Below are 26,791 nucleotides of genomic sequence, written 5' to 3'. Positions count from 1 at the left end.
AGTCCCTCCGGCGCGTGCGAGGCAGGGCAAGCCACTGCCGCGGGTTTGCGTTCTTGCCACTGTCGGCTGGGTTTAGTTAAGTGCCTCCGTGGACGCGGAATACGGGCTGACCGATGAGCGGCTGTGCTGGCTGGCGGTGCGTGACCAGATCGGTGCCAAGACGCGTCCGTCCATCTTTCTGCGCATCTTCGGCGCTGGCCGTCTCGGCGTGGTCGCGGACATGGCCCAGGACCTCGCCGACGATCGGCATCAGGCGTACGCCTTCGCCGTTGACGACGCCGCTCGGGAACTTGGCCCCGACGACCGCCGGATTCTGCGTAAGCACGGTGTCGTGCCGGACTCGTTCATGGCACGCGTACAGGAGCTCTACGAGGTCGAACGGCGGCGTCAGCGCTAAGGCAGGATCGCGCCCGTCCGCGAAACCTGCGGCCGCACACATATCGTGTCGCCGAGTCGATCTGGTGGGGAAATTGCTCGCACGCCGGAGGCCCGGCGTCAATCGATGACGTCTGTACAGGGCTTGCATAGTAGTGTACTGGTCGTCGCGGACGAGGAAGATCACGAGTGCCCACGGGGCACCAAGATTTGAGCCGGTCGATGACGACCGGCTCTTCTGCTTTCCGGAGATCTTCTAGACCGGGCGCAAACCTGATCCGCGCGTCGGCGAGGCTCCCTCTGGCCGGCGCGGATCACAGTTCGCGGCCGGGAGGCGTTCTCGTGATGGAGCACTCCCCCCGGCCGTTGAGCTCTTCATCGGCGACCTGCCGCGATGAGCAAGCCTGTCAGAAGGTTCGTCCCCTGGCCGAGTAGTCGTTGCCCCAGATCTTGGGATTTTCTCCCAGCGGGTTCGTGGACATACGCCCTGCAGCCATGTTCGCGGCGAAGCTGTTGAGCGTGGACGTCGCCGCCGAGACGACCGCCTTCAGACAGTCGTTGTTGGGTGTGCTCGAATAGCCGAAGCAACCGTTGATCACCTGCATGGTGTTCGCCATCGTGCCGGATTGGCCGCACATCACTGCTTGTACTTCGCTGTCGGAGCATGCGCCGTTCCCACCGCTCCCGACGAGGCCGAAGCTCGTCGCGATGGCGATGTACGCACCGGATCCGTCGCCGCCGCCTTCCAGTTCTTGTGCCGCTTCGACAACATCTTCGGCGTTCACGTACTCGCAGTCGTTGCCGCTGCAGAACTCGATGTCGACGCAGTCCTCGCCGGTGGCGCACATGGCGACGTCATAGGAGTCGGACAAAGCTCGGCTGTATCCGTTGCATCCCTCGTACTTCTCGGAGCTTTCGCAGGTGAGATACAGCGCCCTGATGGTGTCCCAGCCGCTGCTGGAGAGGTCGAATTCCTCCATGGTGTCGATGACGTCGCGGGTGAATTCGAAGGGGTCGTCGGATGCCCCGGTGATCGGTACGCCGTTGAGGTAGATGCCGTCGTCGGCGATGACGAGTTCGTTGCCTCCCTTCATCTTGATGGTCGTGTCGGAGCTGGTGAGTCCCTCGTCGCCGCGGCATGTTCCCATCGCCCCGCAACTTCCGAGGTTGTCGCCGCTGCTGTTGGTGCAGGCGTATCCGCCGGCTTGGCAGCTGGCGCTGATGTCCATGCCGCTGGCGCTGCATCCGGAGACGCCCGCGCTGCATTGGGTTTCATATAGTCCGCTCGGATCGGACTTGGCCAGCGGGCTGTTCGACGCGTACGCGTACCCGTTGAGTTGTTGGGGGCTGAGGTAGTTGGCGATCGGGTCCGCGGAGATGAACCGGCCGGCGGCCGGGTTGTATTCGCGGGCGCCGACGGTGGTGAGCGCGATGTCGGTGTTGTCGATGCCGCCGATGAAGCCGTGCTGGTCGGGCCAGGCTGTGGCGCTGGGTGACCGCAGGTTGCCGAACGGGTCGTAGCGGCGCACGGTGGCGGTGAGGGTGTCGCCGTTGACGATCCATTGGCCGCTGCCGTGGTGGTCGGCGGCCAGCCATTGGATGTCGCCCTTGCCGACGCGCAGGCCGACGACCCCGGTGCCGTGGTCGTAGTACCGGGTGGCTTCCACGGCGGCGGTGGCGGCGGTGTAGGTCAGCTCGTAGCCGGCCACCCAGGCTGTCAGGTCGCCGTTGGGGTCGGCTCGCAGCAGCCGGTTGCCGTCGGCGCCGTCGAAGAACTTCGTTGTTCCCTCGGTGCTGGCGATCGTCGCGACCCGTCCGTCCGGTGTCCAGCTCAGCGTGTCGACGTCGGTGCCGCGCTGAATTCTGGTGGTGTTACCGGCGGCGTCGTAGGTGAACGCTGCCGATCCTCCCCCACCGGAGGCGGGCGTCACGGTGGTCACCTGGTGCGGGTTGTCCGTGCCGGCCTTGGGGTAGGCGTACTGGTTCTTGACCGAGCCGCTGGGGCTCCATTTCGTCTCGGCGATCCGGTTGCCGGTCAGGTCGTATTCGTAGGTTGACCAGTACGCACCTGGTCCCCCGACGGCGGTCGACGACGGAGTCGAGGCGCAGGCGCTCGTACCGGCTTGTGCCCAGGCCTGGGTCAGCCGCTGCAGGTGGTCGTACTGGAAGCACTGCGTCTCCGGGTCGAGGGCCGGGGAGCTGTGCTCGGGGTTGTCGGTGATGGACCGGACGTTGCCCGAGTCGTCGTACTTGTAGGACAGGGCCGCGACTCCGTTGTTGCCGCTGGTCTCGGAACCGGCGGAGTCCTTGTCGAAGTAGAACTCGCTGAGCCGGCCGGTGCCCTCCTCGTAGATCCAGGTCTGCCAGGCTTGCCCGGTTGTGCCGCCGACGGCGTCGGGGTCGCCGAGCTTGCGCTGCAGCAGCTGCCCGTACGGGGAGTAGACGGCCGCGTCCACGTAGACATGGCCCTCGCCGAAGTCGTCGCCGCTGCCGGTCACCCGGGTCGGCTGGCCCATCGCGTCGTAGTAGTAGTTCATGCTTTCCTCGGCGAGCCCACCGGCCGCGCTGGCGGTCGACGTCAGCGGCGCGCCGTTCGCGTAGTAGGTGAAGGACTCCCAGTAGGTCCCCGCCAAGGCCCCGGCTGCCGCCGGCAGGTAGGTGTAGATCTGCTGCGGCTTGCCGTCGAGGGTGTATTTACGGACTTCGGTCTTCCAGGCCTGGCCGTCGATCCAGTGCGTCGAGGCGTACGCGTAACCGGTGCCGCGGGTGGTGCCGTCGTAGGTCCGTTCGATCGTCAGTTTGCCGGTGTTCGCGGCACCCTGCCAGACCTTGGTCGGCCGGCCGATCTTGTCGTACGCGTACGAAAGCTGAGCGCCGTTGCCGTCGGTCGTGGAGGTGAGCTGTCCACCTGCGTTGTACGCCCGCCGGGTGATCCCGGTGTCCGGGTCGTCGACGGCCGTCTGCCGTCCCTGCAGGTCGTACTCGAATCGCCAGATGTTTTTGGCCGGATCGGTGACCTGCCGGAGGTCCCCTCTCGGCGCGTACGCGTAGGTGGTCGGGTCGAAGTCGCCGGTCGCCCCACGGTCGTGGTACTGCCGCAGTTCGACGGTTCGTCCCTGGGCGTCGGTCAGCGTCGCGGTCGACGTCCCGCCCTCCGGCGCGATCGTCGTGGTCATCCACTGTGCGGTGTTTCCGCCGTAGCGGTAGCTGGTGCGCCACTGTTCAATGCCTTTGACCAGGAAGATCTTGTCGCTGACCCGGCCGGCCGTGTCGTAGGCGTACTCGGTGCGGGACACGTCGTTGGTGGCTGAGATCCACACCAGTTTGCCGGTCGGACCGGACTGGTTGTTGAACACCGGCCCCGACTCGACCTTCGCCCGGCCGTACGAGTCGTAGACGGTCTGCGAGATCAGCCGGCCGCCGTAGGTTTGGGCCTGCGTCTGGCGTTCCCGGGACAGCGAGTCGTAGAGCGTGATCGAGGTCAGGTAGGTCTCATCCGGCAGCAGTGCCTTCGTGGTGACCGCCGACGGTTCGGTCTGCGAGACCTTGTAGCTGAACAGTTTCGTCGCACCGACGGTCTGCGGATCCCGGCCGGGCGTCCAGACCGCGGTCGTGCGGCCGAGCGGATCGTAGGTCAGCGTGCTCACACCCGTGTTCGGCGCGACCGTCTTCGTCACCGCACCCCAGGCGGGTTCCATGGTGGTGGTCGTGACATGGCCGACGGCGTTGGTGACCGTGGTCTGCGTGACCGGTCCGGCCCCGGCCGGCGTGTACACCGTCTTGGTGACGGCTCCGAGAGCGTCGGTCTTGGTGAGGGCCCGGCCGAGCGCGTCGAACGTCGAGGTGCCCATGGTGGCGTACACAGCGGCGCCATCGCTCCACGAGTCGAGGGTCTCGGCTTTGGTCATCAGACCCTTGGCCGGCGCGACCGTGTAGGAGGTGTTGCCGTCGTAGTAGGCGCGTATCGAACTGATCAGGTCCGCCGGAAGGTTCGGTGTCGCGGTGCAGGTCACCGACACCACCTGCTGGGTCGCCACCGCGCCGTAGAGCCACGCTGTCGCGTTGTCGGCGTACGTGGTTCGCTGGCATTTCTCGTCGCCGGTCACGGCGAGATCGCCGGTGTCGTCGACGGTCACGACCCGCCCGTGGGCGTCGAACGTGTTCTGGCTGCGGGTCTTGCGCCAGGACGAACCCGCCAGCAAGGTCCGCGTGTCGGTTCGCGCGGCGCCGGTCAGGAACGCCTCGACCTTTCCTCCCTCATAGGTACGCACAGCGGTGCGTGAATGCCAGTACCAGGTCGTCGTCGAGCCGATGATGGTGGTGTCGTCGTAGGACGCCGTCTCCCACACCATTCCGGCCAGTGACCGATGATCCACTGCCGTGTTGCCTTGCGAATCGGTCACGCTCACCGACCGGGTGCCGCTGGGCTGCTTGTCCCCGTCGAAGCCACGGAAGTATCGCGTACGCGAACGCTGCTGCGGGCCGACGTCGGCCGGGTCGCCGACGCGGGTGGTGACTTCGGCGTACCCGCGCCACTGGTTCCAGTCGCGGTCGTCTTTCGGCACGAACTCGGCGTCGTTCCAGCCCCACAACGCCGAGGTGCCGCCACCGGCCGTCGAGTAGTCGTAGAAGCGCCACACCACCGGGCCACCGCCGACGGCGTCGGCCTCGGCGATGGACCGGACGACGTACTTGTGGAAGTACGCGTCGACCGGCTCGCGCAACCCCTCCGGGGTGTACTTGACCGGGTAGCACCGGCGGCTGTTCGCGTGGTGGTCGGCGGGGATGTCGCCGGGGCCGCAGTCCGGCTCCGAGTAGTTGATCGTGGTGACCCCGCCGGTCTCGTTCTTGATCGAGGTCAGCCGGGGCCGCCAGATCGCCGGCCACGCCTCGCCGAGGTCGACGCGGTTCTCGTAGAACGTGCCGCCGAACTCGACCGGCGGCTCGCTCGCGGTGCCGCCGACGTGGCCGCTATGCCGGACCGCGGCCAGCCACAGCACGACCTGTTCCTCGTCGCCGTAGTCCTTGAACTTGTGGGTCAGCGCCCACGAGTCCACCTTGCGGAAACTCGTGCCGTTGGCGACGTAGGTGGCCACGCCGGTCAGCCGCTTGGTCGAGAAGAACGCGGGCGAGTACGTCTCACAGTCGGTACTCGACTCGCAGTTCAGATCCCATGGCGTGTCCGGCCAGTTCGCCTTCTTTGGCTTGTTACTGACGTCGCGGCAGTCGGACAGGCAGCGGTCGGCCGTCGTGAACTCGACCTTCGCCGTGGGACCGGCAGTCGATCCGTCCCGCAGGCCGTACTCGATCTTCAGCAGCCACGCTTCCCGGACGTACGTGGCGGTGGAGTCGGTCGCCACCGCCGGGGCGTACCGGCCGGTGGTCGTGCCGTAGGTGTACCGCAGCAGATTGCCGTGCACGTCGACGCTGTAGTCCAGCATCCACCGGTACGCCTGGTCGCACCGCGAACCCTCGAAGTCGCCGGACTTGTAGCACGCCTCACCGGAGTGATTGCCGAACACCGGCACGGTCAGCCGGCTCGACGCGGTCGACGCGAAGTAATGCTTCATCCCGTCGGTGGTAGTCACCACCCACCGCTCGGTCGACGCCGCTCCCGAGCCGGCCACACTGCCCACCCGCTCGATACGCCAATTGGCATCGGCGGCGGAGCGCCACTTTCCGGTCTCGTCGTCGCGCACCAGGGAGCCGCTGGTGCCGTTGAGCGAGATCGTCAGCGACGGCGAGTCGCCTTCCCAGCACAGGTCGCCAGTCGGGTCGTCGCCCTGATTGCCGTCCTCCTCCGATTCGGCGCCACACGACACATAGGTGCGTTCGATGAAGCTCGGCGAGTAGCTCCAGCCGTCGCCGATCCAGGACGCCTGGTTGTTGGTCCCCGACGTCCGTCCGTCGTGCGACGCCGACGAGTACGCCAGACTCACCCCGGGCGTCGGCCCGGCTGCCGGTGGAATCCGCATGCCGTAGCTGTAGGTGAACCCACCCGACGAGCCGCCATGGGTCCACGCACCGGTGTGCGGCAGATCGGTGGCACTCCAGTCGCCGCTGCCCGACGCACCGACCGCGTTGGCGGCACTGCCGGTCCAGTTGGCCGCGCCGTCCTGGAAGGCCGACGCGGTACCGGACACCGGTTCCACCGCGGTGGAGTCGAACGGCTGCGGACTGCGGGAGAACCCGTCCTCCGCGGCGGCCGGGGATCCGGTCACGATCAACGTCGCGACCAGCACCGCAGCGATCGGCCCGGCGCTGAATCTGGTGAACCTGCTGGTGAACATGGGTCGGCTCCTCATCAGTCCACGCACATCGGGATCGGGGCGGCGGGCGAGATCTGCTCGATCACGTGAGCGGGAAGAACTCCCTGCCAGACGAGGACGTCGTCGATGGCGCCCTGCAGACGCTGCGATCGCGCACCGGCCGCGGTGCCGGTCGCGCCGATCACCAGCGGTCCGGTCGCGTTCCACGGGCTCGCCGGACGGGACTTGGTGCCGACGAGGCCCCCGCTGACGTAGAGCCGCATCTGGGCTGCGGCGATGTCGTACACCCCGACCAGGTGATACCAGGTGCCCACGACCGGCGCCGGCCCGCCGTACAGCGCCCGCCAGGTGGTGTCGGCGGTGTCGGAGTTCATCATCAGGAACCCGAACTTCTGCTCGCTTGCGCTGTATCGCAGCCGCATGCCGGTCGCCTGCTGCCCGGCGGCCGACACCACGGTCTGATCCACCGCCACTGTGGTGAGCCGCACCCAGGCCGAGACTGTGAACGAGTCGTCCGTGGCGAACACCGGTCCGGCGGTCGCCGCCGACCCCGATCCCGACAGCTCCAGCGCGTTGTCCGGCTCGCACTTCGCCCCGTCGGTGGATCGCGTCTGGCCTTCCAGTACGACGTTGTGACTCTTGCCGGACGTGTCGGTGCCCATACCTCCGCTCAGGCGCCACCGGCCGGTCAGCTCCGCCGGCGGGTACCCCATCATCGATGCGAGATCATCGGCGTCGATCGGACCACGCCAGAGGCGTACGTCCTGCAGAGAGCCTTGGAAGTGCCCGCTTCGGACCGTCATGCCGTTAGACACGGACTTTCCGCAGCCGATCAAGAGACCCGCGGTCGTAGGGGCCATCGCGCCGCTCGAGAACTGCGAAGCGAGCTTGCCGTCGAGGTACAAGCTGCGGATCTGCTTGCCATCGTCGTAACTCACCGCCACGTGGTGCCATGTGCCCGGCAGGACGTTGCCGAAGAGTGCGAGGTACGGCGTGTGGCTGGCATTGAAGTACTTCAGGCCGAACTGCACTGCGCCGGAGCCTGCCGAACGCGTGTGAAGGTCGAAACCCGCGTTGTAGGCGTCGTTGACGGTCGATAGCAGCGTGTCCATGTTCGTCGTGTCAGCCTTGACCCAGGTGGCAGCTGACCAGGACTTCTCCACCGGCATCGCGAGGCTCGGCGACTCGAGGCAGGACTGCCCGTCGAGTACCACCGCACCCTGCGGCCGCTGGTATCGGTCGAAGCCGACCGTGACACCAGCGGGAATGGTCAGCGTTCGGCTGTAGCGGGACGAGTCGGTACCGCCGTTGCGGAACTCCCACCTGGCCAACTCCGCCGCCTCGGGAAGGTCGCGCATTGCCTGGTGCTGTCCGGTGCTGCTGAGCACTCCCTGCCAGATACCGAGACCGTCGATCGCGCCGTCCAGATAGTTCGACGTGGTTCCGGCCGACGTGCGTAGACAGCCCACCCCGAAGGTGCTGGCACCGTTCCAGGGGGTGAAGGCGATCTCCCGGTGGGAGGAACCGATGGAGGACACGCCGACGGTCGCCTCGAGATATTGCGCGTCGGCGTCAGGGTCGAAGGTCGCCGTCAGGTGCACCCACTGGCCGAGTGGCGCGGGATTGTTGACGCCGACTCCTTGCACCTCGTCGCTGGCACCACTGCTTGTTCCCAACAGGAAGTAGAACCTGTTGTCCGTGGCGTCGTACTCGATCTCGAACGCCGAGTGCAGCGAATTGCCCTGCGAGAGGATCTTCGTGTACGGCGTGGGCGCGGAATCGACCCGCACCCACAGCGCCACGCTGAAGGCCGCGTCGGTACGCACCGGCGCGGCACCGGTCAGGCAGGAACCGCCGTCGAGTTCCAGGGCGGAGTTCGCCCGGCCATCCCGATCCGGGCCGTACGCCCTCGTCCCTGCGGCCGCCGTCAGGCTGGAGGTGCTGAGCAGGGCGTCGTTGTACGCGTCGCCTTCGAAACGCCACATGCCCTTGGGAAACGCCACTACGTCGTTGCCGACGAAGAAGGTGTAGGTGGTTTCCATCGAGCGGTTGCCCGCGTTGTCCACGGCGCGGACGTAGAGCACGTGCCGTCCGGCCGAGGCGACTCTGGTGATCGTGGGCGACGACGCCGCCGTGGTCGAGCCGTACGTCGATGTGTTCCACGAGTATTCGTAGGCTTGTAGCCCAGACGACACACTGTTGACGACGGGATCCGAGGAGGCGAGCGTGAGCGTCACGGTCGAGCCTTCGGCGTAGGGAGCGGCCGGGGTGGCGGTCACCGTCGGCTTGGTCGGCACGGTCGCGTCCACCTTGAAGTAGCAGGGGTCGGTCCAGCCGGAGTTGACCGCGGACGACTGGCGTGCCTCGGAGCGAGCCGCGTAGGTGTACGCCCCGTCGGCCAGCGAGCTGGTCAGCGGCCAGCTGACCGGGGAGTACGCCGCGACCGGGTCCGGCGTCCGGTAGGTGTACAGGTCGGTGTCGGAGCCCTGCTTACGGACACGGATCCGCGAGTACACCGATTCGGACTCCGACGACTTGGCCCGCAGGCCGATGGTCGGCTTCCGGGAGAGCACCCATTGCGTCGCCGCCGTGCTCGGGACGCAGCCGTCGCCGTCGATGGTCAACCGATCCGGCTTCGGCGGATAGATGTAGTAGGTGACCTCCAGGCGTACGGACTTGGTCTGGATACGCCGCCAGGCGTTGCGGTCGCCTTCGCTGGAGGACCGGAAGCCGAACGAGATCGTGGCGTTGTTCTCGTCGGCGGCCGACTGCACCCGCTTTTTGACGTTGGAGCCGTCGAAGGACACCCATTCGTTGGCGGTGCCCGAACATCCGCCGGAGGCGTTCGACGACGGCACGTCCTTGGTCTGCAACTGGCTGCCGTACAGCCAGTCGACGCCGTTCCAGGAGACGCCGTTGGAGATCTGCTTGGTCCGCCACAACTGCAGCCCGTACGTGCCGCAGCCACCGGTGTGGGTCTGCAGGCCCTTCACTACAGCCTTGTCGATGTACTTGCCTTTGAGCGTGCCGATGTTCAGCGTGATCACCGACCGCCACAGGCCGCAGCCGTCACCGCAGTCGCTCCAGGTGTTGTAACCCACCCGCATGCCCCCCGATCGGGGCCAGCTCGTGTCACCGGTCCAGCCTTTGCTCGGCGCGCCCGCGTACACGTTGGCCCAGGCCTTGCGCGTGGAGGTGAACGGCGGGTCGATGTAGACCGGGTAGGTGAGCGAGCCGTCGGCGAGCATCCGGGTGTCGGGCTTCAAGGTGATGCCGGTCTTGGTCACGTCGACCGCGACGGCGCCGATCCGGCTGGGGTCGTCCGTCGTGGCCTCGGCCGCGGTGGTCGACTCCTCGGTGGCCTCGGCGGCCGAGAACGTCGCCACCGTCGAGCCGGTCTGCGATGAGTCCCACATGATGCCCTGGCCGGCTTCGAATACCACGTCACCGGCGGTGTCGACGACGTCGATCCGGCCGGTCTCCGGATCCTCGACCACCGACAGGCCGTCGGTCTGCACCCCGACGGTGATCTCGGAGAGGATCGGATCGTCGGCCGCCTCGGGCGTCTTGATCACCAGGACCCACGAGAAGCCGACCGCCTCGGCCTGCACCGCGAGATCCACGCCCGGCCGGACCTCCGGGTAGGTCGCCACCGATCCGGTGAGGACCGGTGCCGGCAGCGCGCCGAGCGGCCAGGTCAGCGACAGCGAACCCCGGCCGGGATCGGTCGCGGTAACAAACGTGTTCTGACCTCCGGCGCCCGCTGTTATCGCGATGACCGTCGCGGCTGAGGCCGCGGAGCCGTTCGCCTGCGCGACGAACGTCGGGTCGATGTCCACCCATGCGCCCGTGGCGTTCTTCACCCAGTACGGCTCCACCGCGACCTGGGCATCCATCAGGCCCGTGGGGGTGGCGAACACCTGGCGGTCGATGTCGCGCAGGCTCATCACCTCGACGTTCACCCCACAAGCCAAGGCATATTGGTACGCCGTGAATTCGTCGTCGGCGGCCGGTGGGCCGTCGAACGCCGGGCACGGAACCGCCGGGAGCTCTTCATCGCCGGGATCGGCCGACACCGGCGACGGAATGGCGACCAGCGTCGCAAGCACCATCGCCGCCGCGGCGGCCGCGGCTTGCCAGGAACGAAGCCAGGTATGCACATGTGACGGGGCAGACACGGGGGCACCTCACAAGACCGTCGGCCGTCAGTGGTGACGCCAGCGGCGGACGCCGCAGGACCGCCTCAAGCTAGGTCGCACCGCTTGCAGGGGAATAGAAGAAATCTTGAATCCGCTGGCTATGCGGATCCACGGGAGGCTCGCATCGCCTCACGTAGCCGTCCGAACGGTGAGAGTGTGTCGTGGTGGGGATGGATGGTCGGCTCATCACCCTGTGGCCGGGTGTGCCGACGGGTCCATCGATTCGGAGTGGAAGAGCGCACGCTCCGTGCGATCGTCCGAACCGCACTCCGAGACTCCGCTCACAGAGTTGAGCATTCCTGCCGGAAATCGGCCAGCCATCCTCGTGCGCTCAGTTGATTCCCGTCGATGACTTCCAAGGCGAAGCATGGATTGCGGACAGCCGAAAGAGTCGAGCGGCGGGGACGCATGATCAATCTCAAGTACCGGTCGAATCGTCGTTTGCACTGGACACGCCGGATCTATCGCAGAGCCAATTCCGTGATCAGTCCAATCGCATTCTCGTTCACAATGGACGACTTCACCGTCGTCGAACGTGCGCTGACGCCCCAGGCCGGGGACCGGATCCTGACCCTGGCGTCTGCCGGTGACACCCCGCTCAACCTTCTGCGGTTTCAGCCGGCCGAGATCATCGCCGTCGACATCGCGCCGCCCCAGCTGCACCTCACGAAGCTCAAGATCGCTGGTGCGAGGGAGCTGACGCTGTCCGACTTTCGCCGCCTGATCGGGGTGTCCCCGCCGGGCGACGCCGAGGTGATCTACCAGAAGGTGCGAGGGTTGCTCGAGCCTCAGACGCAGTCGTTCTGGGACGATCACCTGGATCTTCTCCGGCGCGGCATCATCTGGCAGGGCTCGGTCCGGCGGATGTCCACCTTCTGGGGCCCGCTGGCCCGTCTTCGGGTGCGTTTGTTCCGGCCCGGTCTGACGGTGGCGGACAACCCCTATCTGGCACCGCTCTTGCTGGGCAGCATGCCGCCGGAGGAGCATCTGCCGCCGTATCTGACGGAGTCCGGCTATCCGCTCATCCAGCGCCACCTCGACCGGTTGACTGTGGTCCACAGCGATATCCGGGAGTTCCTGCGGCAGCAGCCGGCCTCGACCATCGACGTGTTCGCCCTGTCCAACGTGACCGACTGGCTGCCCCGTGGGCAGCAGTCGGACTTCCTGGAACTGATCGTTCGGGCGGCTCGTCCCGGTGCGCGTGTGCTGATCTGCGGGCATCGCCGAGTCGCCGAGGTTCCGGCGCATCTGCGCGGGCAGTTGGTCCCCGATCGCGATCTTGAGACCGAAGTGCGCCGGGCCGACCGGGTGGGCTATTTCCGCAGGATATGCGTTCTTCGCGTACAGCCGGGAGCTGAGCAGGACGAACGGAGGGGCCGTGGATAGGTTCGAGGTCACCAGCAGAGTGCCGCACGCTCAGCGCGGCGCCGTACTGGACCTGGTGCACGACATCCTGGTTCGTGAGCACGCGCTGTCGCCGCGCACGTGGAAGGAGCTCACGGAGGCGTACGACGCGGGCAACGTCTGCCTGGCGCTGTCGCATGACGAGGTCGTGGGCTGGGTGTTGTGTCTGCCGCGCGGCCGCAGAGCGCAGGAACTCGCCGGGGCCTACGTCGCGCCGGAACTGCGCGGCAGCAGGATCACCAGCGCGTTGCTGCGGGAGGCGCTGGGCCGGCGGCTCTTCACCGTCTGCGTCACCAGTGATCCCAAGCTGACCAAGTATCTGCGGTGGTGGGGCTTCCAGACGTGCAGCCCGCGACGCCTGGTCAAGATCACCGGATGGAGCATGCTGCGGGACCGCATATCTCCGTCGCGGTTGCGCTTCGGCCGGTCCTACGTGCGCGTCGCCGCTCTGCAGTTGCTGGTGTTCGATCGAGCCGTCTCCGGCCGGTGGCTGCCCACGGCGAAGCCGCCATCTTCCCGGCCGAGGCAGAAGGGCAGGCAAGGTTGAGCACGTCAGAGGCGTACTTGTCCTCCCCGGACTACGACGCGGACATCGCCGCCACAGCGTCGATGTGGTCGGGGCCCGGCGTTCTGGAGACGGCCGGCACGTTCGTGCTGCTGACCTACTTCACGATTCCCTGCCTGCTCGCGGTTCAGCCGGCCGGAGCCGGTTCCATTCGCACGGCGATCGACGGGCACCGGGAGCGCGCCTTCCTCGAAGGCCTCGTGGGCCTCGGCGTCACGGGTGGGCCCAGCGGCATCGCCAGGGCCGACGTCCGGGCCGGATTGGAGCGGCTGCGTACGCGACATGTGGGTTATGCCGGGATGCGCGCGGAGTACATGGACTTCGTGGGCGCGCTGCTGGCGATCGCTCCGTTGCGTACGCGGGCTCTGCTCGGTGAACCGGTGGAAGCGTCGGCCGTACGCCGCTATCTGCGGTACATGACGCACGCAATGGCCCTGCTGGGCATCGGGCTGACGGACGTGTCGTCGCTGGGGCGTACCGCGGAGCGATTCACCGTCTCGTCTTCGGGCCGGTCCGCACTGGGCGACGATCTCCTCCGGCATTACCGCGAGCGTCACCAGGCGTACTTCGGCGCGACTGTCGATGCGCTGTTCCCGGCGACGCGGGAGATCGTGGTCGCGGCTTTGGCGGACGCACATGCCTGAGCAGACCGGCGAATGGCTGGACGACGAGCACCTTGAGGCGATCAGGATGTGCGCCCTGGACGAGGTCGCCGCCTGGTCGGACGCCATGGCGCCGCAGCTGAAGCAGATCATCGAACAGCAGCTGGCCGCGACGGGCAAACGCCTGCGCGCCCGTCTGACGCTCGCCTTCGCCGACGGGCTCGGTGGGGACCTCACGCGGGCGTACGCACCGGGCGCGAGTGCCGAGATGTATCACCTCGCCGCCCTGATCCTGGACGACATCGAGGACAACTCGGCGTTTCGGCGCGGAGCGCCGGCTGTGCACACGACGACGGCGACGAGCACGGCGATCAACGTCGCGGCGACGATCCGGTCGCTGGCCTACCATCCGGTGCATCGGAGCACCCGGCTGACCGTGCCGGAGAAGTACGCCATCCACCAGCGGCTGGACCGTGCCGCAACCCACCTCGTACTCGGGCAGAGCATCGACATCGGCTGGCACAACGACTGGTACGCGTCGCCCGACGAGTTCCCCTACGACGACATGGTGATGTGGAAGACGGGTGTGCTGTTCGAATTCGGCGCCTGGGCCGGGACGTTCGTCGCTCAGGACAGCCCGGCGATATGCGATTTCGCAGCGCGCTTCGGCCTGCGGGCGGGCACCGTCTACCAGATGGCCGACGACTACCTCGACCTGCTCGCGCCTGCGCCCGGCGGCGATGTGACGGGCGAGGACCTGCGGGACGGCAAGATGACCCTCGCGGTACGCGAACTGGTGGCGGCGCTGCGTACTCGCGGCGATCATCGGCTCGCCCGTGAGGTCGTCGACTGCCTTTCGGCCGGCAACACCGGGGGCGTCGACACGGCGTGGTTGCAGGAGCTCTTCCACACACATCAGGTCGCGGACGCGGTCCACCGCAAGGTGCGCGCCGCCGTTGCGGATCTCCGCGACATGAGTGGTGCCGTCGACGGCCGGTTGCGTGGCCATCTCAACGCATTCATCGACTTGCTCGTGCCCTCGGCCGCGAGCGCTCCCACGGTGTAGGCATGGAGGTTTCGATGGGCTCTTCCGAAGCCGGAAATCCGTGGCGGCGAGTCTCCGGCGTACGCCAGGTCGTGCCGCTGACCGTTCTTGTGTGCCATGCCATGTGGCATTGGATCGCGCGGCCCTACAAGGCCGGTCGGCCGGCGAGGCGGTTCAGCGGGCTGTGGTCGCGTATGCGTTCGTCGGCCGGCTCCGCCGTCTACGACACCGTGATCAACCACTTCATCAAGGGCTACGCCGAACTCACGCACAGTCGACCCAGACCGGAGACCGGCGCTCTCGTCATCCTGTTGTATCGCCTCATGGCGGCGTTCGACGACGAGTACGAGCGCCGCATCCAGGTCGGCGGGTCGATGGGATTCGACGACGTCTTCGCCGCGGACCAGGTCCAGGATCACCTCAAGGCGCTGTCGGCGTTTCTGGCCGCGTACGAGGAACGGCAGGCGATCCGCCAATTCTTGGAGACCTACACGGCCGAGAACTACGACCGGTACCTCGCGCTCACTCGATCGGCGGACAGTGACGTCTCCGCGGAGAGTCACCTGGCGATGATCGAGCTCGACTCGGGCGGTTTCCTCGTCTGCACGGCCCAGGTCATCGCGATCTTCAACGGACACCGTGTCAGTCCCGAGGTGCTGGCGCAGTTCGCACACCTCGGTGTGGTGGGGAAGCTCGCCGATGACATGGTCGACGTCTGGGCCGACATGCGGGAAGGGTCCGCCAACGCGCTGGCGGGAATGGTGCGCTCCACACCGGACGAGGCGCGGATCCTGTCGGACCAGGCGCTGCACCGCCGACGCGCCTCCTATCGCTGGTGGAAGAAGCACTGCCCGGCATCGTTCGCGCGCTTCACGGAGGTGCTCGCGCATCATCGCGACGAGGTGACGTCGCGCTCGCTCGGGCTGGCAGGTGATCTCATGCTCCTGCCGGCGGCGTGGGGTGGGCCCGAGACCCGCAAGGCGCAGAGCGAGCGGGCGGAGATCCGCGTATGAAGCTCTGGTGGGTCTTGCGCAACGTCTTCCCCGGCCCACTCGTGCGGCTGGTGTTCCGTCCCGCCCTGCACGGCGCCGCAGGTCTTCCATCGGGCGGCGCCATTCTCGTCGTCAATCACCTGTCGCGAACAGATCCGGGCTTCCTGCAGCTGGCGATCAATCGCCAGCTCGTGTTCGCCGTCAACGAACGCTTCTTCCGCCAGCCGGGCGTGACGGGATGGCTGCTGCGGCGTTTTCTTCTCCGCTGCGAGTCGGTCTCCGTCCAGCCGGGCGGCGCGACCGCGGCGCAGAGCTTGATCGATGCCGCGACCGCCACGGTCCGGTCCGGCCGCCTCTTCTGTGTGTTCCCGGAGGGAGGCATCTCGCGCGACGGCCACCTGCACAAGGGGCACACAGGTCTCGGGCGGGTGATCTTGGCTACGGGCGCAGCCACCATCCCGATCGCGATGCTCAACACCGACGACATCCTGCCGCCGGGCCGATGGCGGCCGAAGTTCAGGCGAGTGCATATTCGCGTCGGGCGGTCCATCGACTTCGACGATCACGGATCGTCGTCTCCGGACGACGCACGATCGGTCACGGATCGCGTGATGCGCGAGATCGAGGAGTTGTCCGGCCGGGCGTACGTGGATCGTTATGTTCACTGAGGAGCGCCGGCCGGCCGCCGACGCGTTCTGGCGGCGGCTGGCGGGACCCCGCGTCCTCCTGCGGTCGGGCTCCTTCGGCGTCCGCGTCGCTCGCCACGCCGTCCGCCGGCCGTATCGGCGGGGGCTGCCGAGCGGCGACGACCGTCTGATCCGCCGGCGTATCCGCGCCGCGGTCTACGACTCGGTCGTTCACCTGCTCCTCGACGCGTACGCCGAGATCGAAGGCGTGTCCCTGCAGCGGCGAACCGGCCCGATCCTGGTCCGCCTCAACCGGATGTTGGCCGCGTTCGACGACGCGTTCGAGTCGAGGCTCGGAGCCGGCTCCTCGCTGAGCTTTCCCGACGTCTTCGCCGACCATGTCGTGCAGGAGCGGATGCACGAGGCGATCGCCTACCTGGTCGATTACCCGGAGGGCCCGGGGATCCGCGAGTACCTGAACGAATGGGTGAACTCCCAGTACGCGGCGTATGTGGCGCTGGCGACGCGGGAGCGTGTGCACGAGAGTCTCGATGATCAGCTGGAGCTGGCCCGGGTCGACTCCGGCGGACTTGCCACCTGCTTCGCCAACTGCGTCGGTCTGGTGCAGGGGGCGCGGCCCAGCGCGGCTCTCATCGATCAGTTCACGAGTCTCGGCCTGCTCGGCAAGGTCGCGGATGACGTCGTGGACTTCTGGGACGATCTCCGGAGCGATCGCATCAATATCGTGCGCGGAATCCTCCACCGATCCCCGGCGGAGGAGGCGCTCGTCCTTCGCCGCGCCGGTTCCATGGACAGCACCGCCATCAGCTGGTGGCGACATCACTGCCCGGCGACGTATGTGGCGCTCTCCGCTTTCCTGGCCGACTACCGCCGGTGCACGACTGCCCCGTCGATGACGATTGCCGCCGACCTCATGCTGCTGCCGGCGAGATGGGGCCGCACGGTGATCCGCGCCGCGCCGGTGGGTCTTCGCAACTGACAGTCACAGCACACCTGCGAATCGGCAGTACGCCGAAACGCTCGCAGCCATCGCCTACGGTGTACCCCGCATACCGCCCGCAGTTCCGGGCGGGAAGGGGGCGTCTTGCGGTTCGGTGTCTTGGGACCGGTAGTGGCGTACGGCCTCGGCGGCGCTGTCGAGCTGGGACCCGCCCGTCAGCGCACAGTGCTGGCAGTGCTTCTGGCCGAGCCGCAGGCCCCGGTCACCTCTGAGCAACTCGTCGACCGGGTGTGGGGCGATCGGCCGCCCCAGCGGGCCCGGCTGACGCTGCACAGCTACTTGTCGCGACTGCGGGGCGTCCTCGCAGCGTCCGGCGGCCCCGCAGTCGTCCGCCGAGCAGGCGGTTACCTGCTGGACGTCGAGCCCTCGACCGTGGACCTGCACTGCTTCCGTGATCTTGTTACGGCGGCCCGGGCTGCAGACGATGCCACCGCGATGGGTCTGTGGCGCGACGCGCTCGCACTGTGGCGGGGCACGCCCTTCGACGACGTGGACAGCGATTGGCTCCAGGCCATCTCAGCCTCCCTGGAGCTCGAGCGGTGGGCGATGATCCTCGACCGCAACGACGCCCTGCTGCGCAGCGGTCACCACACGACGGTGCTGGCCGAGCTGGCCGCGGCGATGGACGACCACCCGCTGGACGAACGGCTCGCCGGACAATTCATGCTGGCGCTCTACAGCGGCGGCCGTCAGGCCGACGCGCTCGCACATTACCGATCACTCCGTCAGCGGCTGGTCGAGGAGGTGGGCAGCGAGCCCAGTCCCGCACTGCGCGAACTGCACCGTCAGATCCTGCGGCAAGAGCCCCAGATCGCCGTCACGACAACATCCGAGCAGCGGACCGCACAGACCGTTACCGGCCCGGTCATCGCCGCGCCGAGCCAGTTGCCGGCCGACGTCCCCGGCTTCACCGCGCGAGACGTGGAGCTGGCGACGTTGACTCGGCTCGCCGCTGAGGTGCCGGCCGCACCGCTGGCCACCATCGTCGGCCCGGGTGGCGTGGGAAAGACCGCGCTCGCTGTCCACTGGGGGCACGCCCATCGGGCTGGATTCCCGGGTGGGCAGTTGTATGTGAACCTGCGCGGCTTCGACGAACGCGAACCGGTGACGCCCTGGGAAGCGCTGGGGCGGCTGCTCATGGCTTTGGGGTGGCGGCGGGACGCGGTGCCCGACGACGTCGACGCGGCCGCCGAGTTGTTCCGAGCGTCGACCGCCGACCGCGGCGTCCTGGTGATCCTGGACAACGCGGGCAGCGCGGAACAGGTCCGGCCGCTGCTACCCGGAAGTGGCTGCTTCACCATCGTGACGAGCCGGGACCGGCTCACCGGGCTCGTCGCGCTCAACGACGCCCGGCCGGTACGCGTGGGTGCGCTCGGCGGCGAGGCCGCCACCGAGCTGCTGTCCCGCATCCTAGGCCCGGAGCGCGTCGCGGCTGATCCGCAGGCGACCGAACGGCTCGCCGGCCTGTGCGGGCAGCTTCCGCTCGCGCTGCGGATCGCGGCCGCGCACATCGTCGGCGACCCCGATGTCGCGATCGGCGATTACGTGGACGAGCTGGAACGCCGCGACCGCCTCGACGTCCTGCTCATCGACGGCGATCCCACGGCGGCGGTGGCGGCCAACCTCGATCTGTCCTACCGGACGCTCACCGCGCACGCTCGCGATCTGTACTGCCGCATCGGCGCGCTGCCCGGCGAAGACTTCTCGCAGGATCTGCTGACGGCGGTGTCGGGACTGTCTGAGGAGGACACATCGCAGGCGCTGCGCTACCTGGTCGCCGGTCACCTTGTCGAGCAACACCGATCCCGCCGCTACCGTATGCACGACCTGGTGCGGCTGCACGCGGCGCGCTCGGCACGGCGAGATCTGCCGGAGCCCGACCGCGATGCGCTGATCACCGGGTTCATCGAGTGGCACCACGACCGCGCCTATCTACCGATCGAGGACGAGGAGTCCAACGTCTTCCTGGCGTGCGAAGCGCTGCGCGACCATCCCAAGTTGTGGCGGCTCGTGGTGCCGTTGCGCAACACCCTCAACGAGTGGCGCTCGGTTGCCCGGGTCCGCGAGTTCCTCGACGTGGCAGGACGTTTGGCGGAACAGCACGGCGACGGCCCCGGCTTGTTCCGCATGACGGCGATGACGGCGTCCGCCCTGCGGTCGGAGGGTGACAGCACCGCCGCCGTCGAGGTGGGCACGAGGGCCGTCGCCCTGGCCGGCGACCTCAGCGACCGGGAGAAGGTCACCGCCCACGGCAACCTCGGCATATTCCTGTTCGACCACGGGGACTTCATCGGCTCCGCCAAGGCGTTCGCGGAGGCAGTGGGCCGCGCCGCAGCGTCGGGGAACACGCGGTCGCAACTCATCTTCGTCAGCAGTCTGATCCAGGTCCTGGTCCGGCTCGGCCGGATCGAGGAGGCGGAGAAGTATCTGCGAGACGCCGAGGCACTACGGGCGGACGCGCTGACCTCGGAGGAGCAACACGTCCGGCTCTGGCTGTCCGCCGCGGAGATCCAAGTCTTCCGGGGCGAGTTCGACGCGGCGATGAACGCGGCCGACACGGCACTCGCCATCGCCCGCGAGGGCTCGTACGGACACCTGGACATGTGGTGCATGCAAGTACGCGCTCAGATTCAGCTTCACGCCGGGCGGCCGGAACCGGCCCGGCGGGCATTCGAGGAGGAGCTGGCGGACGCCAGGGACCGCAATATGCATTCCTTCGAGCCGGAGATCTTGCGTGACCTCGCCGAGGTCCTCGTCGACCTGGGCGAACACCATCGAGCCCGAGACCTGGTCGCCGAGGCTCGCGCGAAGTGGCCGAAGATCGCCCGGAGCCATGAACCCTTCGCAGATCTCGTGCTCGCCGGTGCCCACAACGGGTTGGGCGAGTTCGAGGTCGCCGCCGGTCACGCGCAGGCGGCGGTCGACGCGTACCGGACGATGCCGTGGCCGGCCCGGCTCGAACTGGCTCTGCTCGCGCTTGCGGACGCCCACGCGGGCCTCGGCGACACCGAAGCCGCACAGCGGAGCCGCGCTGAGGCCGATCAGCTGGCGACAGTGATCAACCGGCCACGAAGGGAACGGTTTCGGAAGCTGCGACCAGATCGCCTGTCAAGGCGCTGACGGCTCACCGGCGGCAGGATCAGCCGAACTCAGCTCAGCTGGTGGCCGATGGTGCTGTCGACGTGCTCCGGGATCTCGCCCTCATGGCGATCCCCGGTGGTGGGGGTCCCGGACGGTTCGAACATGAGGATCGCCCCGCCGGGTGAGGACGGTTTGTGTTCGGTGCCCTTGGGCACCACGAACGTGTCGCCCTTGCGCAGAATCACCGTGGTCTCGTTGCCGTCGGCGTCGCGGAGGGCGACGTCGAACCGGCCGTCGAGCACGAGGAAGAACTCGTCGGTGTCGTCGTGGACGTGCCAGACATGCTCGCCTTCGGTGTGCGCGATCCGTACGTCGTAGTCGTTGACTCTGGCCACGATCCGGGGGCTGTAGACCTCGTCGAAGGTGGCCAGTGCCTCGGTCAGGTTCACGGGTTTCGTCTGCATGGCACCGATTCTCTGACGGTCCGAACGGGGATTTCTTGTACGATCTTGGCCCCCTGCGCGCAAGCACGTCTGGCTGAACCGGTGGAGCGGTGTCAGCCGAAGGGGGCAGCTCTTGAGGGGGACGTCGCGAATCGAGGCCCGTTGTTAGGATCCGAGCACTCTTCGGCTAGGGAACACGGGGATTTCAGACGTGGGATATACGTTTCGTGAAGCCGCTTTCGTCACCGCCGCGGCAGTCCTGATTCACGCGGGCAGCCCACCGGCGACCGCCACGAGCCCGTCCTTGAAGGTGACGACGCTGGGCCGGGACGGCGTCGCCGTCGCCACGACCGTGACGCTCGTCAACATGACGAGCCACGACTGGTATCAGGTGGCCAGCGACACGACCAAAGTGCTGCCCGCCGGCCGCTACGCCGCGCTGGTCGACATCTGGAACACCAGGGACTCCACCGACACCATGGCCGCGACGATCGTCTCGGTGACCGCCCCGAAGTCGATTGTGATCGACGCGCGGGCCGGCGTACCGCTGCGGGTCCGGCTGGACAACAGCCCGGACTCCACGACTTACTCCCAGCGGTTCAGCGCGCAGGTCTGCGTCGCCGGAAGCAGCATGGGCGCCGGCGGGTGGAACGTGCCGGGCAGGTTCTTCGTCATCCCGAACACCTCCACCGAGCTGCGCTTCGCGTACATGTCCACGTGGACGCGTTCGGACGACGCGGAGGCTTACATCGTCAACGGCGAGACCGCCGGGCTGCCCCGATACGGCATCATGAGGTCCACGTCTTCGCTCGCGACGCTCAACGCGCAGGTACGCAAGGGCCCGTCGGGCGCGGCGTACAACACGCTGGCGCTGCAGCCCAATCAGGACAACGGTTTGAGCTGTTCGAGCTCGCTCTACCTCAGCCTGAAGAACGCGCCCGCGCCGTACACGATGATCACCCATGTCTCGCCGGGGCAGTGGCTCGTCCGCAGTGAGTCCGACATCGACTTCTGGTGGGACCGGCGTACGTTCACCGCCGGGCAGCAGGTCACCGACGTCTTCAACCGCGCCGCCTGGGGCCCGGCCCACATCGTGCCCGCCGTAGCGGGCAAGAACATCACCTTCGACGGCCAGCACATGTTCACCGACTGGTATCAGCTGGGCTCGCAGGCGAGTGAGAAGACGGTGTCGACGCTCACCCTCAACGGCGCGACCGTCGCGACGCGTACGAGCACGTCGTGGGGGGACGACAGTCCTCAGCAGTTCTTCCCCATCACGACGGCGGGCTGGTACACGCTGACCTCCACGGCGACGCGTTACCACCCCGACTTCACCTACCCGGCCGACCTGTTGTCGCCGAAGGTGACCACCAGCTTCCGGTTCTACGCCAAGCCGGGCACTTCGACGATCGCGCCGGTGCTGCTGACCCGGTTCCTCCCGGGCGGGCTCGACCTGTACAACCACGCCGCGCCGTCGAGCACCACGCCGGTTTCGCTCAACTTCGACCGGCAGCGGTGGCTGATGGACTTCCCGTTCCCGACGGCGACCGTGAAGACGGTCACGGCCTGGGCGTCGTCCGACGACGGGACGACGTGGCGGGCGGTTCCCGTCACCGTCTCCGGGGGCAGGTGGTCGCTGTCGGTGCCCAACCCCGCGTCCGGCTACGTGAGCCTGCGGGCGCAGGTCGCCGACGGTGCGGGCAACATCGGGACGACGACGATCTACCGGGCGTACGGCATCGGTTAGTCGAGGCGGGCGGCGGGTCCCGGCGCGGGCGATCGCATCGCGTCGGCCGCCGCCTGTCCGGCCGGCACGTCGGGGATCCGGGCCAGCCGGCTCGGCCACCAGATGTGCCGGCCCAGGTCCAGGTTCAGCGCGGTGACCAGGACCGAGCGGACGACGATGGTGTCCAGCAGGACGCCGAAGGCGACGGCGAAGCCGATCTCGGCGAACGCGGTCAGCGGCAGGGTGGCCAGGACGGCGAAGGTGCCGGCCAGCACCAGTCCGGCTGAGGTGATCACCCCGCCCGTCGCGGACAGCCCGACGAGGGCGCCTCGCCGGGTGCCGTGCCGCGCCGACTCCTCGCGTACGCGGGTCATCAGGAAGATGTTGTAGTCGATGCCCAGTGCGACGAGGAAGACGAAGACGAACAACGGCAGCGACGTGTCGGCGCCGTCGAATCCGAAGACGTGCCGGAACACCAGCGCGCTAGCACCGAGGGCGGCTCCGAAGGACAGCACGACGGTGGCGATGAGCAGGATCGGTCCGATCACCGCTCGGAGCAGCATCATCAGGATCAGGAAGACGACGAGCAGCACGATCGGGATGATCAGGTTCCGGTCCCGTTCGGCGGCTCGCTGCACGTCGAGGTTGATCGCGGTGTTGCCCCCGACCAGTGCGTTTGCTCCGGGGACGGCGTGCACCGCGTCGCGTACGCGGTCGACCGTCGTGTACGCCGCCGAGCTGTCGGCCGGATCGGTCAGCGTTCCTTCGAGGTACGCGGTGCCGTCGCGTACCACCGGCGGGGTGACGCTGGCAGGATCGATGCCGGTCGTGCCGGCGAGCGCTGTGCGTACCGCATCTGCTTGAGCGGCGGAGCTGACCACGACGACCGGGTTGCCGGCGCCCGCCGCGAAGTGGCGGGAGACGATCTCCTCGCCCGCGACCGAGTCCGGGTTGCCGCGGAAGGATTGGGCGTTGGTCAGACCTGTGGCGTCGAGTTGCACGATGCCGAGGGTGAGCGCGGCGAGCACGAGGGTCGTGACGATCCAGGTGAGCCGGGCCCGGTGGGCGATGCCCGCGCCGATCTTCGCCCAGAATCCGGTCGTGGTGGGTTCGCGGGAGCCGAAGGCCGGCCGCTTCGGCCAGAAGACCCAGCGGCCCACGGTCGTGAGCAGCGCCGGGAGCAGGGTGAGCATGACGGCGAGGCCCACGAGGATGCCGATCGCGGCGACCGGTCCGAGGCCGCGGGTCGCGTTCGTCTCGGCGAACATCAGGCACAGCATGCCGACGACCACGGTCGAGGCGCTGGCGATGATCGCCGGTCCGGCGCGGTGCAGCGCGACCGCCATCGCCTCGTGCCGGTCGGAGTGTTTGCGCAGCTCTTCCCGGTATCGGGCGACCAGGAGCAGCGCGTAGTCGGTGCCCGCGCCGAACACGAGGACGGTCAGGATGCCCGCGCTCTGCGCGTTCACGGTGAGGCCGGCGTTCTTGGCCAGCAGGTAGATCACCGCTTGGGCGACGGTCAGCGCGACTCCGGCGGAGATCACCGGCAACAGCCACAGGACCGGGCTGCGATAGGTCAGCAGCAGGATGATCACGACGACTCCGATCGTGCCGTAGAGCAGCGTGGAGTCGATGCCTTCGAAGGCTTTGCTGGAATCGGCGGCGATGCCGGCCGGGCCGGTCACGTAGACCGCCATGCCGTTCGCGCCGTCGCGGGCCGTCGCGGTGATCGCCTCGACCGCGGTGCCGGCCTTGTTCCAGCCTTCCTCGCCCAAGTTGAGCGGGATGATGATCTCGGCGGCCTGGCCGTCCCGCGCGGGGATCGGCCCGACGACCTTGCCGTCCAGGTCGCTCAAACCGGCCCAGGTCTGGGCGTCGCCAACGATCTTCTGCTGGTCGGCGGGTGTCAGCCCGGCCGGTCGCTCGTAGACGACCACCGCCGGGATGGTGTTCGGCGAGGCGAACGCGGCCTGCGCGTCCAGCGCCTTGGTGGACTCGGCGCTGCCGGGCAGCCAGGACTTGGCCTCGTTCTGCTCGACGTCGGTCAGCTTGCCCGCCAGTGGTCCGGCCACCGCGACGACGATGAGCCAGAAGATGATGAAGGCGTACTTCGCCCGGCGATGCGTGATCAAGCCGACGATGGATCTCGTCATGGCTCCCCCGTTGAGGCGCTCAGCCCCTTCCGCCGAGGCTACGCCGCCGAGAGCGGTGATCTTGGGTAGAGTCGGGTCTATGGCCCAAAAGCATGTCGCCGGTGGCGTGGTACACGAGGTTCCGGACGATTTGCGAACAGTCCTGGTCGCCGATGACGCGGCGTTGACCGCCTGGGAAGGGCTCACGCCGCTGGCCCGCAACGAGTGGATCTGCTGGACCATCAGCGTGAAGAAGCAGGAGACGAGAGAAGACCACGTCCGCCGGGTGGTGTCCGAGCTCAAAGAGGGCATACGCCGGCCTTGCTGCTGGATGGGCTGCGTTCACCGCACCGACAAGCCCGTCAGTCCGTCGGTGCAGTACGTGCTCAGCAGGCGGTCGAAGAAGTGAATGTCCGGGCCGGTGTTTGCCTCCGCCAATCCTGGACATGTAGTGTCCAGATATGCGGATGAGCGAGGGCGTCGAGTGGGCGCTGCACAGCTGCCTCAACCTGACCTGGCTCCCCGCCGGGCAGGCGATCCCGGTGGCCAAGCTCGCGGCGTTCTACGACTTGCCGGCCGCGTACTTGAACAAGCAGCTGCAGGCGCTGGCCCGGGCGGGGATCGTCACCTCGACCCCCGGTCCGCGCGGCGGCTTCCAGCTGGCCCGCAGCCCCGAGACGATCACCCTGCTCGACGTGGTCGTCGCGATCGAGGGGCCAGACGAGGCGTTCCGCTGCGAACAGCTGCTCAAGCAGGGTCCGGGCGCCGACCCCCGGGTCGACTACCGGCAGGCCTGCCTGGTGGCACAGGCGATGAGCCGCGCCGACCTGGCCTGGCGCAAGGAGTTGGCCGGCCAGACGCTCGCGGGTCTGCAGGCCCAGGTCGAGCGCCGCTATCCGGCCACGCCCGACAACACCCGGAACAGGTTCGCCGCGCTGCGCGCCTGACTTCAGCCCGCTGCGACGGGCTCACTCTTGGAGGTAATTCTAGATGTCCGATATCCAGGAAAAGATCAACCATGTCGTACGCGGACCGGTGTGGCGACCGGGCGTGGCCGGGTTCGACGAGGCTCGCCTGCCCTGGAACCGGGCCGTCGAGCAGCCGGTGGACGCCGTCGTCGAAGCCGCCGACCCGGCCGACGTCGCCGCCCTCGTCCGCTACGCCGGCACGAACGGGCTCACCGTCGCCCCCCAGCCCAACGGGCACGGCGCGACCGGACGCACCGACGGGACGATCTTGCTGCGTACGCGGAAGCTGGACGCGCTCGACATCGATCCGGTGAACCGCCGGGCCCGGATCGGCGCCGGCGTGTCCTCCGGACGGCTGCAGCAGGCGGCGGCCGCGTACGGGTTGACCGGGTTGCCCGGCAGCTCCCCCGTCGTCAGCGTCACCGGCGTCGCCCTCGGCGGCGGGCTGAGCTGGTTCGGGCGTACGCACGGCTGGGTCGCCGACAGCGTACGCGCGCTCGACGTCGTGGACGCCGAAGGCCGGGAACGGCACGTCACCGCCGACAGCGATCCCGACCTGTTCTGGGCGCTGCGCGGTGCGGGTGGCGACTTTGCCGTCGTCACCGCACTCGAACTCGACCTGCACCCCGCACCGCACCTCTACGGCGGGCGCATGATGTGGACCGGCGAACACGCGTTCGCCGTGCTTTCGGCGTATCAGCAGATCGTGGACAATGCGCCCGATGAGCTGACGCTGTGGTTCACCCTGGTCCACTTTCCCGGCGCGGACCCGATGGTCACCGTGGACGCCACCTACCTCGGCCCGGAGGCCGAAGCGCGCGACCTACTCGCGGAGCTGGACCGGCTGCCGCAGCCGATCGCAGACAGCCGACGCGTCATGGCGGTCGACGAACTGGGCGGCATCACCGGCGAACCGACCGAACCCAGCGCCGGACTGTCCCACGCGGAGCTGCTCACCACGCTCGACGACGCGCTGCTGGCCGAACCGATCGCACCGCTGCTCAGCGTCCAGGTACGCCACCTCGGCGGCGCGTTCGCCCGGCCGTCCGACAGCCCGCACGGGCCGCTGACCGAACCGTTCGCGCTGTACCTGTTCGGGATTCCGCGCGATCCCGAAGGCGTGCTCGCCAAGCAGGCCGCGCTGGCGGCGTCGCTTCCCACCAGCGGCCGCAAGCCGTTCACCTTCCTCAACCCGGCCGAGACCGTCGCCGACGCGTTCGCACCCGAGGTCGTCGAGCGGTTGCGGCGGATCAAGAGCAACGTGGATCCGGGCGGGGTGTTCCGCTCGAACTTCCCGGTCTGACGGCCATGCCGGATCAGGGTTCCGGGTCGAATCTTGAGCG

At 68.0% G+C, this 26,791-nt stretch carries 17 protein-coding genes; 13 read left to right on the top strand and 4 right to left on the bottom strand.

Going from position 1 to position 26,791, the window contains the following annotated elements; all coding sequences use genetic code 11:
* The first annotated feature begins 88 nt into the window (after nt 1-88).
* On the top strand, nt 89-397 hold the full coding sequence (locus AB0H43_RS13000; RefSeq protein ID WP_359999498.1) for a hypothetical protein: 309 nt from the start codon (nt 89-91) through the stop codon (nt 395-397).
* A gap of 385 nt (nt 398-782) precedes the next feature.
* Here the strand turns inward: AB0H43_RS13000 and AB0H43_RS12995 are convergent, their stop codons facing one another.
* Both AB0H43_RS12995 and AB0H43_RS12990 read right to left on the bottom strand, forming a co-directional pair.
* On the bottom strand, nt 783-6,665 hold the full coding sequence (locus tag AB0H43_RS12995; RefSeq protein ID WP_359999497.1) for an RHS repeat-associated core domain-containing protein: 5,883 nt from the start codon (nt 6,663-6,665) through the stop codon (nt 783-785).
* 14 nt (nt 6,666-6,679) lie between these two features.
* Nucleotides 6,680-10,822, bottom strand: a complete 4,143-nt coding sequence (locus AB0H43_RS12990; RefSeq protein ID WP_359999495.1) for a LamG-like jellyroll fold domain-containing protein — start codon at nt 10,820-10,822, stop codon at nt 6,680-6,682.
* A 369-nt stretch (nt 10,823-11,191) separates the two neighbouring features.
* Here AB0H43_RS12990 and AB0H43_RS12985 point away from each other — a divergent pair, with 369 nt between their 5' ends.
* The 8 genes from AB0H43_RS12985 (at nt 11,192) to AB0H43_RS12950 (ending at nt 20,218) form a co-directional block, all read left to right on the top strand.
* Nucleotides 11,192-12,229, top strand: a complete 1,038-nt coding sequence (locus AB0H43_RS12985) for a DUF3419 family protein (RefSeq protein ID WP_359999494.1) — start codon at nt 11,192-11,194, stop codon at nt 12,227-12,229.
* On the top strand, nt 12,222-12,794 hold the full coding sequence (locus AB0H43_RS12980; protein WP_359999493.1) for a GNAT family N-acetyltransferase: 573 nt from the start codon (nt 12,222-12,224) through the stop codon (nt 12,792-12,794). Before AB0H43_RS12985 ends, AB0H43_RS12980 begins: the two co-directional genes overlap by 8 nt.
* Complete coding sequence (locus tag AB0H43_RS12975; protein ID WP_359999492.1) at nt 12,791-13,456, top strand: hypothetical protein; 666 nt, start codon at nt 12,791-12,793, stop codon at nt 13,454-13,456. The genes AB0H43_RS12980 and AB0H43_RS12975 overlap by 4 nt, the downstream gene beginning before the upstream one ends.
* A complete protein-coding gene (locus AB0H43_RS12970; RefSeq protein ID WP_359999490.1) occupies nt 13,449-14,480 on the top strand; it encodes a polyprenyl synthetase family protein in 1,032 nt (343 codons plus the stop codon). Before AB0H43_RS12975 ends, AB0H43_RS12970 begins: the two co-directional genes overlap by 8 nt.
* 14 nt (nt 14,481-14,494) lie before the next feature.
* Nucleotides 14,495-15,472 (top strand): hypothetical protein, encoded by a 978-nt coding sequence (locus tag AB0H43_RS12965; RefSeq protein WP_359999489.1) that lies wholly within the window; start codon nt 14,495-14,497, stop codon nt 15,470-15,472.
* The gene (locus AB0H43_RS12960) at nt 15,469-16,119 is read left to right on the top strand and encodes a lysophospholipid acyltransferase family protein (RefSeq protein WP_359999488.1); all 651 of its coding nucleotides are present in this window, start codon (nt 15,469-15,471) and stop codon (nt 16,117-16,119) included. The genes AB0H43_RS12965 and AB0H43_RS12960 overlap by 4 nt, the downstream gene beginning before the upstream one ends.
* Nucleotides 16,109-17,077 carry a hypothetical protein gene (locus AB0H43_RS12955; protein ID WP_359999487.1) on the top strand — a complete coding sequence of 323 codons (969 nt, stop codon included), beginning with the start codon at nt 16,109-16,111 and terminating at the stop codon, nt 17,075-17,077. Before AB0H43_RS12960 ends, AB0H43_RS12955 begins: the two co-directional genes overlap by 11 nt.
* 105 nt (nt 17,078-17,182) lie before the next feature.
* Nucleotides 17,183-20,218: a BTAD domain-containing putative transcriptional regulator gene (locus AB0H43_RS12950; RefSeq protein ID WP_359999486.1), complete on the top strand. Its 3,036-nt coding sequence runs from the start codon at nt 17,183-17,185 to the stop codon at nt 20,216-20,218.
* A gap of 29 nt (nt 20,219-20,247) precedes the next feature.
* Here the strand turns inward: AB0H43_RS12950 and AB0H43_RS12945 are convergent, their stop codons facing one another.
* The gene (locus tag AB0H43_RS12945; RefSeq protein ID WP_359999485.1) at nt 20,248-20,643 is read right to left on the bottom strand and encodes a cupin domain-containing protein; all 396 of its coding nucleotides are present in this window, start codon (nt 20,641-20,643) and stop codon (nt 20,248-20,250) included.
* A gap of 190 nt (nt 20,644-20,833) precedes the next feature.
* Between AB0H43_RS12945 and AB0H43_RS12940 the strand changes: the two genes are divergently transcribed.
* The gene (locus AB0H43_RS12940) at nt 20,834-22,369 is read left to right on the top strand and encodes a hypothetical protein (RefSeq protein WP_359999484.1); all 1,536 of its coding nucleotides are present in this window, start codon (nt 20,834-20,836) and stop codon (nt 22,367-22,369) included.
* Here the strand turns inward: AB0H43_RS12940 and AB0H43_RS12935 are convergent.
* Nucleotides 22,366-24,501 (bottom strand): MMPL family transporter, encoded by a 2,136-nt coding sequence (locus AB0H43_RS12935; protein WP_359999483.1) that lies wholly within the window; start codon nt 24,499-24,501, stop codon nt 22,366-22,368. The two genes, AB0H43_RS12940 and AB0H43_RS12935, sit on opposite strands and share 4 nt — an antisense overlap.
* A 79-nt stretch (nt 24,502-24,580) precedes the next feature.
* Here AB0H43_RS12935 and AB0H43_RS12930 point away from each other — a divergent pair, with 79 nt between their 5' ends.
* Genes AB0H43_RS12930 through AB0H43_RS12920 form a run of 3 tightly spaced genes read left to right on the top strand, consistent with a single transcriptional unit; the run spans nt 24,581 to nt 26,751 of the window.
* Nucleotides 24,581-24,889, top strand: a complete 309-nt coding sequence (locus AB0H43_RS12930; RefSeq protein ID WP_359999482.1) for a YdeI/OmpD-associated family protein — start codon at nt 24,581-24,583, stop codon at nt 24,887-24,889.
* Nucleotides 24,890-24,941: 52 nt separating this feature from the next.
* On the top strand, nt 24,942-25,427 hold the full coding sequence (locus AB0H43_RS12925; protein ID WP_359999481.1) for an Rrf2 family transcriptional regulator: 486 nt from the start codon (nt 24,942-24,944) through the stop codon (nt 25,425-25,427).
* A gap of 43 nt (nt 25,428-25,470) precedes the next feature.
* A complete protein-coding gene (locus AB0H43_RS12920) occupies nt 25,471-26,751 on the top strand; it encodes an FAD-dependent oxidoreductase (protein WP_359999480.1) in 1,281 nt (426 codons plus the stop codon).
* The last annotated feature ends 40 nt before the right edge of the window (nt 26,752-26,791 follow it).

Origin of the sequence: Hamadaea sp. NPDC050747 (genome assembly GCF_040654195.1) — a bacterium.
In the GTDB taxonomy this organism is placed as follows: domain Bacteria; phylum Actinomycetota; class Actinomycetes; order Mycobacteriales; family Micromonosporaceae; genus Hamadaea.
The sequence above is the reverse complement of the archived record's forward strand: the minus strand, read 5'-3'. Positions and strand labels throughout refer to the sequence as shown.